Source organism: Clostridium sp. AM34-11AC (genome assembly GCF_003435375.1).
Taxonomy (GTDB): Bacteria; Bacillota; Clostridia; order Lachnospirales; family Lachnospiraceae; genus Pilosibacter; species Pilosibacter fragilis.
This window is the reverse complement of record NZ_QWGL01000008.1, coordinates 99,003-113,848: the sequence shown is the minus strand read 5'-3', so window position 1 is coordinate 113,848 and position 14,846 is coordinate 99,003. Positions and strand designations below refer to the sequence as shown.

At 50.6% G+C, this 14,846-nt stretch carries 14 protein-coding genes; 3 read left to right on the top strand and 11 right to left on the bottom strand.

Annotated features, from left to right (window positions below; translation table 11 throughout):
• Positions 1–197 precede the first annotated feature (197 nt).
• The 4 genes from DW826_RS07360 to citD form a co-directional block, all read right to left on the bottom strand.
• Entirely contained in the window at positions 198–1,598 is a 1,401-nt protein-coding gene (locus DW826_RS07360) for a citrate:proton symporter (RefSeq protein ID WP_117552423.1), read from the bottom strand.
• Between the two features lie 128 nt (positions 1,599–1,726).
• Positions 1,727–3,298 carry a citrate lyase subunit alpha gene (gene citF / locus DW826_RS07355; RefSeq protein WP_021904970.1) on the bottom strand — a complete coding sequence of 524 codons (1,572 nt, stop codon included), beginning with the start codon at positions 3,296–3,298 and terminating at the stop codon, positions 1,727–1,729.
• 1 nt (position 3,299) lies between these two features.
• Positions 3,300–4,199 carry an aldolase/citrate lyase family protein gene (locus tag DW826_RS07350; RefSeq protein ID WP_021904969.1) on the bottom strand — a complete coding sequence of 300 codons (900 nt, stop codon included), beginning with the start codon at positions 4,197–4,199 and terminating at the stop codon, positions 3,300–3,302.
• Positions 4,199–4,498 carry a citrate lyase acyl carrier protein gene (gene citD, locus DW826_RS07345; protein WP_015554593.1) on the bottom strand — a complete coding sequence of 100 codons (300 nt, stop codon included), beginning with the start codon at positions 4,496–4,498 and terminating at the stop codon, positions 4,199–4,201. Before citD ends, DW826_RS07350 begins: the two co-directional genes overlap by 1 nt.
• Before the next feature lie 352 nt (positions 4,499–4,850).
• Here citD and DW826_RS07340 point away from each other — a divergent pair, with 352 nt between their 5' ends.
• The 3 genes from DW826_RS07340 to DW826_RS07330 all read left to right on the top strand — a co-directional run bounded on the left by DW826_RS07340 (position 4,851) and on the right by DW826_RS07330 (position 8,410).
• Complete coding sequence (locus DW826_RS07340) at positions 4,851–5,765, top strand: LysR family transcriptional regulator (protein WP_117483666.1); 915 nt, start codon at positions 4,851–4,853, stop codon at positions 5,763–5,765.
• A 45-nt stretch (positions 5,766–5,810) separates the two neighbouring features.
• Positions 5,811–6,380: a citrate lyase holo-[acyl-carrier protein] synthase gene (gene citX / locus DW826_RS07335; RefSeq protein WP_117552422.1), complete on the top strand. Its 570-nt coding sequence runs from the start codon at positions 5,811–5,813 to the stop codon at positions 6,378–6,380.
• 290 nt (positions 6,381–6,670) lie between these two features.
• Complete coding sequence (locus tag DW826_RS07330; protein WP_117552421.1) at positions 6,671–8,410, top strand: NFACT RNA binding domain-containing protein; 1,740 nt, start codon at positions 6,671–6,673, stop codon at positions 8,408–8,410.
• A 93-nt stretch (positions 8,411–8,503) separates the two neighbouring features.
• Here the strand turns inward: DW826_RS07330 and DW826_RS07325 are convergent, their stop codons facing one another.
• The 7 genes from DW826_RS07325 to DW826_RS07295 form a co-directional block, all read right to left on the bottom strand.
• Positions 8,504–9,187, bottom strand: coding sequence for a precorrin-8X methylmutase (locus tag DW826_RS07325; protein WP_242994061.1), 684 nt, complete (start codon positions 9,185–9,187; stop codon positions 8,504–8,506).
• Positions 9,184–10,740 carry a cobyric acid synthase gene (locus DW826_RS07320; protein WP_117552420.1) on the bottom strand — a complete coding sequence of 519 codons (1,557 nt, stop codon included), beginning with the start codon at positions 10,738–10,740 and terminating at the stop codon, positions 9,184–9,186. The genes DW826_RS07325 and DW826_RS07320 overlap by 4 nt, the downstream gene beginning before the upstream one ends.
• Before the next feature lie 105 nt (positions 10,741–10,845).
• Positions 10,846–11,832 (bottom strand): adenosylcobinamide-phosphate synthase CbiB, encoded by a 987-nt coding sequence (gene cbiB, locus DW826_RS07315; RefSeq protein ID WP_117552419.1) that lies wholly within the window; start codon positions 11,830–11,832, stop codon positions 10,846–10,848.
• 129 nt (positions 11,833–11,961) lie between these two features.
• Complete coding sequence (locus DW826_RS07310; protein WP_021904962.1) at positions 11,962–12,252, bottom strand: hypothetical protein; 291 nt, start codon at positions 12,250–12,252, stop codon at positions 11,962–11,964.
• A 46-nt stretch (positions 12,253–12,298) separates the two neighbouring features.
• Entirely contained in the window at positions 12,299–12,925 is a 627-nt protein-coding gene (locus DW826_RS07305) for a histidine phosphatase family protein (protein WP_117552418.1), read from the bottom strand.
• The gene (cobS, locus tag DW826_RS07300) at positions 12,922–13,677 is read right to left on the bottom strand and encodes an adenosylcobinamide-GDP ribazoletransferase (RefSeq protein WP_117552417.1); all 756 of its coding nucleotides are present in this window, start codon (positions 13,675–13,677) and stop codon (positions 12,922–12,924) included. The genes DW826_RS07305 and cobS overlap by 4 nt, the downstream gene beginning before the upstream one ends.
• On the bottom strand, positions 13,674–14,840 hold the full coding sequence (locus DW826_RS07295) for a nicotinate-nucleotide--dimethylbenzimidazole phosphoribosyltransferase (protein WP_117483708.1): 1,167 nt from the start codon (positions 14,838–14,840) through the stop codon (positions 13,674–13,676). The genes cobS and DW826_RS07295 overlap by 4 nt, the downstream gene beginning before the upstream one ends.
• Positions 14,841–14,846: the final 6 nt, after the last annotated feature.

The following is a 14,846-nucleotide window of genomic DNA, read 5'->3' as shown; positions in this document are numbered from 1 at the left end:
GGCATGTTCACAATTTATTTACTCATGCGTTTTTCGTGGTAAATCAAAAGATTTATGAACGGGGACCTTATGAACAGGAAAACACCCCGGAGATCCGATCGAAGCTCCGGGGTGTTTGAAAAGAGGGTAGTTTGCAGCCGTCTGTGGGGTAAGAAGAGCGGCCGCTCAATTCTATCTGAATTCAAGAAAATTGTCGTTTATAACGGAAGGATTCCGATCAGTACTGCAAACAGCATGCAAAGGATCGAGAAGATCCATACATAACTGAAGCTGGACTTGATGTGATCCTTGATGTCCACATCGGCAAGTCCGATACCAAGCAGAGTTGCCGGTACCATCGGGCTGATGAAGGTTGCGCAGTTACGGCAAACAACCATTGCAACGGCGATCGGGAATGCCTCAACTCCGAAGGAAGCACCGATTGCGATCATGACCGGAAGCATTCCATAGAAATAGGAATCGGTATCAAAGCAAAGTGCAAGCGGAACGGAAAGGATACCGATCACAAGCGGTAAGTGCTGTCCAAGTGCTGCTGGGAGGATCATGGAAATGATGCTGGCCATGTTGGATACAACGGAGGTCTTCATCATCTCTACGCCCGGCTTTGCGATCGCAGCGGCACCGCTTGCGTTAAAGCCATATACAAGGACACCCATAAGGACTGCAGCGCCCATCAGAGTGGAACACATCATAAGTGCCGGACCTGCATGACGGTTGATCATCTTCTTCTGAAGCTTGATCGGTGTATAATTTACAAGAAGAGCTGCCGCTACACCGAGCATGAACGGGAAATAGCTTGGGAACTGATCCCATACAAGCATAGCGATAACTGCGATGGTCAGGCAGATATTGAAAGCGAAAAGCTTCGGTCTTGCGTACTCATTCTCGTCCTTCTGATGCTGTACTTCTTCTGCAGCGTCCTCAGAAGCTGCTTCCATTGCAAGCTTTCCGTTCAGACCGGCGCCTCTTTTTTTCTCCTGAATACCTGCAAACACCGCATGTGCCAGGCAGAGAATGATTCCAAAGATCTGGATCGGGATCAGACCGCCCCAGAGCTGTCCTGCTTCCATACCGAGTACGGATGCTGCACGCATGGTCGGACCGGCCCATGGCATCAGGTTTAATACACCCATTGCAAGAACGGCTACGCGAAGGAGTGTTGTCGGTCTCATGTGCATCTTTTTGTAGACCGGAAGCATGGACGGGACAACGATCAGGAATGTGGATGCTCCACCGCCGTCAAGATGACCGATCAGGGCAATAACCGCTGTCATGACGGTCACACCGATCACATTGTCACCGACGAACTTCATAAGCTTGTCGATAATTACATCAAACATACCGGCATCTGTCATGATTCCGAAGAACAGGACAGAGAACACAAACAGTGCTGCGGTCGGGCCTGTGCTTTTAAATCCGCCTTTGATCAGATCTCCGATCTCTCCGATGGTATAATATCCACCAAGGACAAGAATGAGACCAAGGATCGACGGGAAAATGATAAATGCCATACTTGGCATGGTCTTGCTCTTAAAAAGGGTTATAACGATCGCAACGATACAGACAAACCCCAATATACCTACTGTTAATTCTGACATATATGTGATCCCCTATACTATTATTATTTGTCCGGCCGGAATCTGAAGCTTCCGGCCGATGTTCCACAGGCTGCAAAGTGTTCCCCTACGCTTTCCAGTCAGAGCAAGCTGACAGATCGCTCTCTGAGTCACTCTACATCTGTTGTAAACTCATAATCCTTGATCTTTCTGACTACATCAATGATGGTGCCGTCACGTGCCTCGATGACACCGACAATGCGGTCATCAAACTGTACCGGATCCGGTGTTCCGACCATGGCGTATGCCTTGTCACGAAGCTCCTCGATCGTACAGAACGGAAGATCAACATCCTTCATGCACTCGATGAGGTCCTGTCTTCTCGGGTTGATGGCGATTCCGTAGTCTGTGATTACCACGTCAACAGACTCACCCGGTGTTGTAACAGTCGTAACATTTGTACAGATTGCCGGGATTCTTCCCTGAAGCAGCGGAGCAATGACGATCGTACACTTCGCTCCTGCTGCCGTATCCGGATGTCCGCCCTGGGCACCTGTGATCATGCCGTCGGAACCGACAACGACGTTACAGTTAAAGTTTACGTCAACCTCAAGAGATGCAAGGATCACGAAATCCAGCTTATTGACATAAGCGCCCTTGTTGAACGGGTTCGCGTACTCGGACGCAGAGATCTCGAAGTGGTTCGGATTTGTCTTGATGGACTCGATGGCACCCTGATCGAAATCCTGGGTATCAACGAGCTTATTTACGAGGCCTTTCGCCAACAGCTCACACATCGGAGTTGTGATTCCGCCGAGGCCAAGTCCCATATGGATGCCTCTCTCTTCCATGATCTTTCCGAGGGAGATCGTGGAGGCGATGGAAGCTCCGCCGACACCTGTCTGGTAGGAGAAACCTTCCTTAAAATATGGGGTATTGACAACAAACTTTGTGCAGTAATCCGCCATCATGATCTTTCTGACATCCGTCGTCGGTTTTGCAGCACCTGTCGCGATCTTTGCCGGATTTCCAATCTCATCTACGACACAAACGTAATCCACATCTACCATGGAGATGCTTGCCGGAATGTTCGGGAACGGAACGAGACAGTCTGTCACGGCAACAACCTTATCTGCATACTGGGCATCGACCATCGCATAAGATAAGACACCGCAATCACTCTTTCCGCCGTTTGCGCGCATGTTTCCGTACTCATCACATGTCGGAGCGCCGATGAAGGCGATATCGATATGGACTTCGCCGGACTCGATGGCGCGGACGCGTCCGCCGTGGGAGCGCATGATCGCAAGGTTTTTTAACCGTCCTGTGGAGATCGCCTCACCGATCTTTCCGCGGACACCGGAGGACTGGATTCCTGTGATGGTGCCATCCTCAATGTACGGAACGATCGGATCGTGAGCTTTTCCTAAGGAGCTTGCACAGATCGTGATGTCCTTGATGCCCATCTTATGGACCTCTTCCATGACCATATTTACCACATAGTCACCCTCACGGAAATGATGGTGGAAGGAAAGGACCATGCCGTCCTTAATGCCGCATTTTACGAGGGCATCATGAATGTTCTCGACAAGCTTGCTTCTTGTCGGATCGTTTAATGTACGGACGGTCGGAGCCGCCTTTGTATATTCGTAATTATCGTAGGCATAGACACCCTTAAACGGCTCCTTGCCTGTTGCTTTTAAGACCTCTTCGGGAATTTCTCTTCCAACTGCATTGATCATCTTATAAATCCCCCTTATAAACGCCTGCTGCTTTCGCCATGGCGAGTGTTCTCTTTGCTCCGTCGTAGAATGCGATGTCGATCATCTTTCCGTCAACGGTGAAGACTCCGATTCCCTTTGCCTTCTTGTCATCGATCTCGCGGACAACCTTCTCCGCAAAGATGATCTCTTTTTCCGACGGTGTGAAGACCTTATGGACGATGGCGATCTGTCTCGGGTTTACGAGAGACTTTCCGTCGAAGCCCATCATCTTGATCATTCTTGTCTCATTCTCGAAACCTTCCATGTCGTCAAGGTTTGTGAACACTGTATCCCAGCACTGAACGCCTGCCGCTCTCGCCGCCATGATCATGTGCTGTCTCGCTCCCATGAGCTCCACTCCGGTTCCTGTGATCGTTGTCTGGAGGTCCTTTGTGTAATCTCCGCCGGATAAAGCGATTCCGATAAGTCTGTCAGAAGACTGACATACCTCCAAGGCATTTAAAACACCTTTGCAGGACTCTAAGGCTGCCATTAAGAGCGTGCTTCCCTCCGGGCGTCCAAACTCTTTCTCTGCCGCAAGGACATGCTCCTCAACGGTCTTAACATCCTGTGCTGTCTCGGTCTTTGCGATACGGATCGTATCAGCACCTCCGGCAACACAGACACGGATATCCTCTTTCCAGTGCGGGGTATCAAGACCATTGATTCTTACGACTCTCTCAACACCGCGGTAATCGATCTCCTGAAGTGCATGATATAAGGAATATCTCGCTGCGTCCTTCTGGTTCTCGGCAACTGCGTCCTCAAGGTCCAACATGATGGAGTCCGGTTTATAGATATACGGATCCTTGATGAGACCCGGTTTCTGGCAGTTTAAAAACATCATGGATCTTCTTAAGCGTTTTTTATTCGGATGCATTATTTGATGACACCTCCCCACGGAAGATTTTCGGTGATGCCGTTGGAACGGTAGACCGCACACTCAACTCTCGCCTTTAAGGTACAGTCGAGAGCTCCCTTATCGAAGATCGTGACCTTCGCGTTGTCAACACCGAGACGGTCCAGCGTCTCTAATGTGACTTTTCTGATCTGTCTGCCGTACTGATGGATCACGCTGCTCTCGATGGTGAGCTCGATCGTTCCATCGCCCGGTTCAACAGTGACCTGGGCATCGCTGGATTCCAGTGTGCCGGCCATGGCTGTCTTCTTGATTTCCATTTAATCCCCTCCTGTGATCATTCACGGTCGGCAGCCATTTTTCAGGCGGCCGCATGGTCCGCTGTTGTCATTCCTATGTATATCCCGCCTGCCGGACCTTCCGTTTTTCTTTTTATGCAGGATACACAAAATCACTTTTGTTTCCTGCCTTAGTTCTATAACTTTCAATGGCTTTACTATATCACTTGTATTTTTTTTAATCCAATACATATCCGTCTATGGGGAATATAGGAGAATTCTTATGGGGAGATACGTGTCTTTTTCCGTGCGTTGAATTTTTAAGGAAGATATGTTAAAATATAGGGACGCAAACGATCCCGTATCGTTCCGGTTCTGGAAAGGAGTGCCCCACATGAATGAAAAACATATGCAGTACGTACTGACCGTCTTAAAAGAAGGCAGCTTTACGAATGCGGCAAAGAAGCTCTATGTCTCCCAGCCCTCTTTGAGCCAGATCATAAAGACGGCAGAAAGCAATCTCGGCGCTCCGATCTTTAACCGTTCTACCGATCCGATCACCCTGACGCCCGCGGGACAGCTCTATGTGGAAGCAGCAAGACAGGTCACAACGATCTCCACGAATCTTGTAAAGCAGGTGGAAGAACTCAGTAATGAGGAATTCGGAAAGATCCGTCTTGGTATCTCTGTTCAGCGCGGCATGGAGCTTTTACCGGAATTATATCCGCGTTTTAAAAAACGATTCCCCCATGTGGAGATCGAGCTTCACGAGCAGGGGTCCGCGACGATGGAAAAAAGTGTTCTGGAGGGGGAGGTCGGAATCGCACTCCTGACCACGTTTCCGAAGCATGCGGATCTATATTATGACCTGATCCAGGAGGAAGAGCTCGTTCTCATCGTGAACAGAGACTGCGCACTCGCAAAACGGATCCGGCCCGGAACGCCTATCGATATTTTAGAGGCAAAGGATGAGACCTTTGTCTCCAGCCGCCCCGGACACTCCGTCCGGTCGATTCAGGACGCTCTCTTCATCACAAGAGATATGAAGCCGAAGATCGATCTTGAGACGATCAGCATTGAGATCGGAAAACATGTAGTAGCGTCGAGCCCTGTTGTTATGGCGTGTCCGGACGCCTATGTGGATACCTCTAACTCCGCGGAATCCCCTTACTTTTCCTATCCGATCCTCGGTGTAGAGAACCCGCGGCACTTTTATGCCTGCTACCGGAAGGACATGTATCTGACAAAATATATGAAGGGATTTCTTGAGATCCTGCATGCGCTCCGCAATCCGGCCAAAAACACTTAACGGATCCTGCACGGAGTCTCCGTATTTTCAGAATTCGAGGTTTTTATGGAACATTTTTTATTGAGTGATACAGAAAAAGAAGAATTAAAACAGTTTATCGGTGCGGAGGCAGAACTGCCAGATATGCTCAATGCCAGAGAGCGACGTGTCTGGGTACAGGAGAAACTTCTCGCGGAATATCCCGGAGTTCTCGTCTCCTTCACCCTGAATATTCCGGGACCGGTGAAGGTCCTGCCCTATATACCGGAGGCCTTTGCTCTTGCGCTGAAGGAGATCTTACAGGCGTTATCCGATTCCGGTATCCCGGTCTTAAAGCGCAGTCTGATCCTGGATCGAACAGGTCCGGAGGCATTCTTATGCGTGGACGCGGATGCCCTTGATGTAAAGCGCCTGCTGGTGCCGTTGGAGGATGCGTCAAAGCTTGGACGTCTTTACGATATCGACATCATCGGACGGGATGGAAAAAAGATCGCACGGAGCGATATCGGAAAACCGGGCCGAACCTGTCTGCTCTGCGGACGCCCTGCGAGAGAGTGCTCCAGAAGCCGGACACATTCCGTGGCGGAACTGACATCCGCGATCGAGAAGATTTTTAAGGAAAACTTTGCCGGATAATGTTCCACCGGAAATCGGTTAAGGCCTTATCTCCTTCCTTGTCCGGCATTCCATATTTTGTACAAAATCGTAACTATTCAGTACCTTCATAGTTACACGCAAAAATCCATTCCAGATCAGCTTCGCTGATGGGATTTTTGCCCTCCAGCCTATGTTTTCTTACGGTCAGCGCAGCAAGTGCGCAGACCTACTGAACAGTTACACAAAATCTATATAGAGACAGCAGATTCCACAGTCACGGTTTTTGACATTTCAGACGGAGCTGTTGTCAGAAAGGAACCACCACAACAATGGCATTTGACGGAATTGTGATCGCGAATCTGGTCCGCGATCTGAACGATAAGATCGTCTCCGGCAGGATCTCAAAGATCGCCCAGCCGGAAAAGGACGAATTACTTTTTACGATAAAAGGAAACCGGGAGAACGTGCGGCTGCTCGTCTCAGCCAACGCCAGTCTCCCGCTTCTCTATTTTACGGCAAACAATAAACCGAGCCCGATGACGGCCCCGAACTTCTGTATGCTCTTAAGAAAGCATATCGCAAATGGCAGGATTATCTCTGTCACCCAGCCGGGGCTGGAGCGGATCGTCCGGATCGAGGTGGAGCATCTTGATGAGATGGGCGACCTCAGAAGAAAGTTCATCGTGATCGAGCTCATGGGAAAACACAGCAATATCATCTTCTGCGATGAGAATAACGTGATCTTAGACAGCATCAAACATATCTCGGCTCAGGTAAGCTCTGTCCGGGAAGTCCTCCCGGGAAGAGATTATTTTATCCCCCACTCCGGTGAGAAGAAGAATCCGCTTACGATCACGGAAACGGAATTTAAAGAGCTTCTGCACAGCACACCGCAGAATCTTTCCAAAGCGCTCTACATGGATCTTACCGGCTTAAGTCCCGTGGTTGCCGCTGAGATCTGCCATCTGGCATCCTTAGACGGGGATATCTCCGCAAAAGAATTTTCCGACGCGGAACTCACCCACCTCTTCCACGCGTTCAACTGGATCATGGACGATATCCGCGAGGGCAATTTCACCCCGAATATTATCTACGAGGGAGAAAAACCCATCGAATTTGCCGCTGTCCCGCTGACGATGATGGAAGGCGGAAATTACAGGACTGTGAAGTTTGATTCCATCAGTGAGCTCCTCGAGCGGTACTACGCGGAAAAAAATACGGTATCACGGATCCACCAGAAGTCCACGGATCTTAGAAAGATCATCTCCAATGCACTGGAGCGCAGTGTGAGAAAGCTGGATCTTCAGACAAAGCAGCTCAAAGATACCGAAAAACGGGAAAAATACCGGATCTACGGAGAACTATTGAATACCTACGGATATGGTCTCTCCGGCGGTGAAAAAAGTTTCAAATGTTTAAATTATTACGACAATGCAGAAATTACGATCCCTCTGGATCCGACGATGACAGCCCAGGAGAACGCAAAGCGGTATTTCGATAAGTACAATAAACAAAAACGGACCTACGAGGCCGTCACGGAACAGCTCGCGCAGACAAAGGCGGAGATCGACCATCTGGAATCCATCAGTACCTCCATGGATATCGCAAGGCTGGAGGAGGATCTTGTACAGATCAAGGAAGAGCTTACGGAATACGGCTATATCAAACGCCATTATACCGGAGGAAAAAAGGTAAAGATCACAAGCCGCCCGTTCCACTACCTTTCCAGCGACGGATTCCATATCTATGTCGGAAAAAACAACTACCAGAACGAAGAACTCGACTTCAAGTTTGCCAACGGCGGTGACTGGTGGTTTCACGCAAAGGGGATCCCGGGTTCCCACGTGATCGTAAAGACCGAGGGAAAGGAGCTGCCTGACCGCGTCTTTGAGGAAGCCGGAGCGCTGGCTGCCTATTACTCCAAGGGACGGGGGAACGAGAAGGTGGAAGTTGATTATATCCAGAGAAAGAATCTGAAAAAAGTTCCCGGCGCTGCTCCCGGTTTCGTTGTGTATCACACGAACTACTCCCTGATGGCTGTACCGGGGATCACGGTGCAGGAAGTGTAATTTTATCGTACAAATAGAAAATGCCCCAGAGCAGCACCGAATGTGCAAAGCTCTGAGGCATTTTTCTATATCTGTATTCCATCGTATATTCTTTTATCTTCCACCAGCTTCATATAATAACGCATTGCAGATCGCCGCCGCGATATTACTGCCGCCTTTCCGTCCTCTTGCGACGATGGCCGGAACATCTGTCCTTAAGATCAACTCTTTTGCTTCCACCACATTTACAAATCCCACCGGGACTCCGATAATGAGCGCCGGGCGGATCTTCTTCTCTTCGATCAGCTCATAAAGGCGCATCAGGGCTGTCGGTGCGTTGCCCACCGCGTAGATGCATTCCGGATAACATCCTGCGGCTTTTTCGACACTGACCGCCGATCTCGTCATGCCGCTCTCCTTCGCTTTTACCTTCACATCCTCATCTCCGATAAAACAGTGCACCTCGATCCCAAATTTTCCTGCCGCCGTTTTATTGATCCCAGATGCAGCCATCGTGGTGTCCGTGATGATCGGAAGTCCGCGTCGGATTGCTTCCTTTGCCTTTTCGACAGCTCCGTCGGTGATCGTCAGAGTGTCCCTGTAGGAAAAGTCCGCCGTCGTGTGGATCACCCGGCAGAGAACCGGGAGCGCCTCCGCCGGATAAGAGGAAACGAACTCGTCCCCCAGCTCTCCCTTTATGATCTCAAAGCTCTTCTTTTCGATCTCCATCGGGCGGGTCGTCAGAAAATCGATGCCCGTCCGCTTTTTTAATTCTTCTGTCCAGTCGAGTCCGCTCATCCTCTCACATCCTTTCGCTCTAAGATCCGGTAGATCATATCCATATCGAGATTTTCCCGAATGATTTTTGCCATTTTATCGTACTGTTCCTCTTTGTATTTCGCCATGGAAAAGGTCACTCCGCTCTCGTATTCGTCCGGACGGACACCTTTCTGTTTTGCAAGGAAGTTACGAACCGCTGTCTGCATCTCTTCCGTATCGAAAACGCCATGGACGTAGGTTCCGAATATATTTTTGTATACACAGCCGTCCTCTTTTGTATCGGCTGTATGTCCGCCAGTTCCATCACTGCAACAGATTTCCGAGAAATTCCTTCCACCATCCCGGATCGTCTCACCCATATGGATCTCGTAGCCGGAGATTTTAACCGGTTCGCCGTCCTCCGAAAATCTCGCCGTGCCGGTTACTCTCGTTCTCGTCTTCTTCTCCGCGAAGATCGTCCGGATCGGTAAGAGCTCCATTCCCCGCATGGTTCCGCCCTCCTCGACCCCATAGGGATCGTCGAGACTCGTTCCGAGCATCTGGAATCCACCGCACACACCGATAACAGGCGTTCCCTTTCCTGCCATCCGTGTGATCACTGCCTCCAGCCCGTTCTGGCGGAGCCATTTGAGATCCCCCATCGTATTCTTTGTTCCGGGTATGATAATGAGATCGGATCCTGTCAGTTCTTCGGGCCGGCTCACATAGGAAAGAGCAATTCCCGGAAGGCGCTCAAGGGAATTGAAGTCCGTGAAGTTTGAGATCCGCGGAAGTTTTACGACCGTGACCTTTGCAAACGCCTCATGACCGGATCGGTCGAGCAGCGGCCCTGAACCGTGTTTTCCGGTCAGGCGCTCCGAGAGACTGTCCTCATCGTCCACATCCACATCCATATATGGGATCACACCCGCGAACGGGATCCGGATCCGCTCATAGAGCATGGCAAGCCCCGGTTTTAAGATCTCCTTATCGCCGCGGAATTTGTTGATCACAAAGGCGCGGATCCGCCTTCTCTCCGCCTCTGTCAAAAGTGCCGCGGTTCCGTAAAGCTGGGCGAAGACCCCGCCCCGGTCGATATCTCCCGCAAGAAGGACCGGTGCATCGAGCATCTCTGCCAGTCCCATGTTCACGATATCATTTTCCCGGAGATTGATCTCAGCAGGACTTCCGGCCCCTTCCACTACGATCACGTCATACCGGGATGCAAGGGAATTGTAGGCATCCATGATATCCGGGATCAGGCTCTTTTTCATCTTAAAATATTCCACCGCCGGATAATTTCCACGAACCTCCCCGTTTACGATGAGCTGGGAGCCCATGTTCGAGGTGGGCTTTAGGAGGATCGGGTTCATCGCCGCCTCGGGTTCGATTCCCGCCGCCTCCGCCTGCATGACCTGAGCACGGCCCATCTCAAGACCGTCCTTTGTGATATAGGAATTTAATGCCATATTCTGGGATTTGAACGGGGCGGTCTTGAGCCCGTCCTGTTTAAAGATCCGGCAGAGCCCCGCCGCGAGAAAGCTTTTCCCAGCATTCGACATCGTTCCCTGGATCATGATTACTTTTGCCAATTTGATTCCTCCGTAGTGCTGCAGCCGTTTTAACACAATTTATAATCGTATATACTCTGCATTACGACTGCTGCCATATCCTGTTTTTATGCCTCTAAACCATCTTTACAATAAATTGAGAACCATTTCCACCACCGCACAGAGTCCCATAAGGATCCATGATGTCCGGTAAAGAAGCTTATTCGCCCGCGGAATATCCTCGATCTCTACCGGCCTCAGATCATCCCCAATGTATTTCTTCTTCACAAGTTTTCCAAAATACCAGGCATCTCCCGCAAGGCGGATCCTGAGTGATCCGGCGCAGACCGATTCCGTCTGGGCGGAATTTGGGCTCGCGTGGTTGAAACGGTCCCTTAAAAAGATCTCCTTCGCATGGGAACCGTCAAATTCATGATCTTTTGATGGCAGATAGGAGGCGAAGATCATGACGCAGGCGCAGAGTCTCGCCGGTATGAAGTTCAGGAGATCGTCAAGCTTTGCCGCCGCCCTTCCAAGATAAAGATACTTGTCGTTCTTGTATCCCACCATGGAATCCATGGTGTTAACTGCCTTATATATCCAGCCGAGGACCGGGCCGCCAAGAGTCATATAAAAAAGCGGGGCTGCGACACCGTCCGAAGTATTTTCCGCTACAGTTTCCACCGCCGCTTTCGTGACTCCCGTCATGTCGAGACGTTCCGTATCACGGCCCACGATCATGGAGACCGCGTACCGGGCTGCCGGTAAATCATCTTTTTTCAATTCCCGGTAGACCTTCATGCTCTCATCTTTTAAGGATCTCACCGCAAATAGCTGATAGCAGAGGATCACCGAGACCAGAAATTTAAGCCCTGGGGAAATCCGCCCGCAGGCATAAAGAATGCCGCCGGATACGACCGCCGTCGTTCCCGTCACAAAAAGGACAAGGACGACGCCGCCCGCAAGCAGCGCCCGTTCCCCGTCTCCGAATATCTTCCGTATTCCTTTTTCCAGAAAACTGATATATGTCCCGATCAGCCGCACTGGGTGATACAGCCAGTGCGGATCGCCGAGGACCTGATCCAGCAGAAAACCAAGCGCGATCACCGCCAGAAGTTCCACTCTGTCTATCATGTAAATTCATCCTTATCTGCCGTAATTTTTCCTGTTTTCAGCTGCACAAACGAAACTATGTTTCCATACGCATATGAGCCTGTCGCCCTTTTCCCCGCGGACAAAAAATTCAGGAATCCTTTACGGACTCTATTTCAAATATTTTCCGTTATTCTTATATGCCATGATGATAATAACCACCGTCAGTACAAGAAATGCCGCCAGCCATAAAACTGCCGGAAATACGCTGCATCGGTACATGACAAAGAATGCCAGATCCAGCCCCCAGAGCATCTTTGTGACTCCCTCTGTGTGGCACCATTTTGCCCGCTCTTCGTCCTCCACAAGGATCTTTGAGCTGATCGGCGTGTAGATGCCGCTTACAACCAACGCACCGTAGATCAGAAATCCGATGCTGCATACAGATAATAAAAGTATCATGTTTTTGTTCTCCCTTCATCTTTTCCTTTACACGTTTCGTTATCGATCATTTAGCTTTAATGATCCGCGCGTTGCGGATCTGTCCATCTGACGCATCCATTTTTCCCAAAACGCCTTCCCCGTTCCCAACCTGCCAGTCATAGTAACTTTTCTTTTCCTCCGAAAATGCCTCCATGACTGCCATGATCGTTCCTCCATGAACGACAAAAACGAGCGTCCGGTCAGTCCCCTGTTCAGCCTGAGAAGAAATTTCCTTCCATATTTCCTGAAATGCCTTCACTGTCCGGGCTTTAAACGCCTCCGTGGTCTCCCCGCCGGGAAATCCCTCTCTCCCCAGCGTGTCGATAAAATGCTGATACTCCGCATCCCCGGAAAGTTCCAGATAATTCTTATACTCAAAGGTTCCGAAATCACACTCGGAGAGTCCGGCTTTCTGGATTCTCGGAACATGTTCATATAGCTTCTCCGGGAACAGAATTTCTGCCGTCTCAAGACACCGCTTCATCGGGCTTGTGATGATCGCTGCCACGTTTCCTGAAATCTCCCGAAGCTTCAGTGCTTCTTCCCGCAGAAAGAACACTGCCTGCTCCGTCAGTCCCTCATCAGTCCGGCCCACATACCGTTTTTCCAGATTCCCGGCCGTTGCCCCATGCCGGATCATGAAAAGTTTCATCCGATCACCGCCTTCCCGATCACGGCCGCAAGGAGGATCCCAAGCTCACAGATCTGCAGGAAAAATCCCGCCAGATCTCCTGTGACCCCACCGAACTCCTTCACTGCCATATGCCGGTAGTAGAAAAAGATCAGGATCGATGCTGATAGAATGATTCCCCCAATTCTGCCGCCCAGAAAAAGTTCCAGAACTGCTGCCGCAAGGAACAGGATGACCATCCAGACCGCCACCGTCTTCTTTTTCGCGTCCTTCATAAAATCTGCCAGCATCCCATGTTTTCTCGCCTCCGGGAATGTCACCGTGGAGAGTCCGCTTAAGGATCTTGAAATCACAAAACCGATCGAGACAAGCACCGCCGTCTCCCGGTCAAGCTCCAGACATGCCGCCGCATAAAGGATCAGATACAGTGCGCCGAAGATCACAGCGAACGCCCCCGTGTGGGTATCCTTTAAGATCGCGAGTTTCTTCTCCCTGTCTCCGTAGGACGCCCTTGCATCACACGTGTCCATAAATCCATCCATGTGGATTCCGCCTGTGATGAAGATCGGAACTGCGAGAAGGATTCCCGCTGCCAGAAAGCTTCCCGGAAGAAGCCATGAGAGCAGCAGAAACATCCCGTAAAATACTGCCCCGATCACCATGCCGATGGCCGGGAAGAAACACATGGCATATTTCATGTCCTCCTCTTTCCACTCGAACATCGGCATCGGTATTCTGGAATACATGGAAAAAGCGATAAATGCCGCCCTCATGGCCGCTCTCCTTTCTCCTGATAGTCCACGTACTGTTCCACAGAGATATCAGAAAATGTGCTCATCTCCTCATATACCTTTGCACCCATCCTGAGAAGCGGGATCATGGCAACCGCCCCGCTTCCCTCGCCGAGATGCATTCCCATGTGAAGAGGTGCCGGAAGATCCAGCATCTGAAGGACCGCCGCCCCGGCAGGTTCTGTGGAGATATGGGACGCGAGCATATAGTCCTTCGCCTCTTTCCTGATGAGAACCGCCAGAAGGCCAGAGACGGTGGAGAGGAATCCATCCGTCAAAACCGGGATCTTTGCCGCCGCTCCGCCGAGGAATAGCCCCGTCATTCCAGCGAGATCAAAACCGCCAAGCTCTGCAAGCACCGTCGCAGCGGACAGCTCTCCACTCTCATATTGTTCTTTTGTTCCATTCCGGTATTCCGGATATTTCTCATAGAAACGGGAAACTGCCATCTCCACTGCCTTTTTTTTCTTCTCAAGTCCCGCGTCAGAGAGTCCGGCGCCCCGGCCGGTCGCCTCTTCAGGAGAGAGCCCCGTGAGCACCGCGCTCATGGCGGCAGCAGGGGTCGTATTTCCGATTCCCATCTCCCCGGCGGCAAGAATTTCGTATCCCATCTCTTTCAACCGGAATGCGAGATCTATGCCGGAAAGAAGTGCCTGAAGACACCCGGTTCTGCTCATCGCCGGTTCCCTCGCGATATTTCCGGATCCTCTTGCCACTTTCCGGTCCAAAATCCGGTGCATGTCAGGCTCTTTCTGCCCGGTCGGCTCACAATCCATTCCCATATCCACCGGATAGAGGTCAGTTCCAGAGATCCGGCACATCTTGGAGGTGGATGTCTCGCCTTTCGTGAAGTTTTCCGCAACGATCCTCGTCACATCTTTACCTGTCTGGGAAACCCCTTCCGCAACGACACCATGATCCGCGCACATGACTGCCAGTGCGGACCGGTCCAGTTTCATTCCCGATGCGTTCCCGCGGATCCCCGCGATCTTTATAATATCCTCCTCCAGAATTCCGAGACTTCCGATGGGTTTTGCCACAGAATTCCAACGCTTTTTCGCAAGCTCCATGGCAGTTCGATCTGCCGGTTCAATCTTATTCAGATATGCTTTCCAGGTCTTTTCTACTGAAGTTTTTTCTGTCATATTTAT

Coding starts and splice junctions, on each gene's coding strand:
- DW826_RS07295 (WP_117483708.1), bottom strand. CDS start 14,840: ATGACAGAAAAAACTTCAGTAGAAAAGACCTGGAAAGCATATCTGAAT.
- citF (WP_021904970.1), bottom strand. CDS start 3,298: ATGATCAATGCAGTTGGAAGAGAAATTCCCGAAGAGGTCTTAAAAGCA.
- DW826_RS07350 (WP_021904969.1), bottom strand. CDS start 4,199: ATGCATCCGAATAAAAAACGCTTAAGAAGATCCATGATGTTTTTAAAC.
- citX (WP_117552422.1), top strand. CDS start 5,811: ATGGAACATTTTTTATTGAGTGATACAGAAAAAGAAGAATTAAAACAG.
- DW826_RS07330 (WP_117552421.1), top strand. CDS start 6,671: ATGGCATTTGACGGAATTGTGATCGCGAATCTGGTCCGCGATCTGAAC.
- citD (WP_015554593.1), bottom strand. CDS start 4,498: ATGGAAATCAAGAAGACAGCCATGGCCGGCACACTGGAATCCAGCGAT.
- cobS (WP_117552417.1), bottom strand. CDS start 13,677: ATGAGGGCGGCATTTATCGCTTTTTCCATGTATTCCAGAATACCGATG.
- DW826_RS07310 (WP_021904962.1), bottom strand. CDS start 12,252: ATGATACTTTTATTATCTGTATGCAGCATCGGATTTCTGATCTACGGT.
- cbiB (WP_117552419.1), bottom strand. CDS start 11,832: ATGATAGACAGAGTGGAACTTCTGGCGGTGATCGCGCTTGGTTTTCTG.
- DW826_RS07360 (WP_117552423.1), bottom strand. CDS start 1,598: ATGTCAGAATTAACAGTAGGTATATTGGGGTTTGTCTGTATCGTTGCG.
- DW826_RS07305 (WP_117552418.1), bottom strand. CDS start 12,925: ATGAAACTTTTCATGATCCGGCATGGGGCAACGGCCGGGAATCTGGAA.
- DW826_RS07340 (WP_117483666.1), top strand. CDS start 4,851: ATGAATGAAAAACATATGCAGTACGTACTGACCGTCTTAAAAGAAGGC.
- DW826_RS07325 (WP_242994061.1), bottom strand. CDS start 9,187: ATGAGCGGACTCGACTGGACAGAAGAATTAAAAAAGCGGACGGGCATC.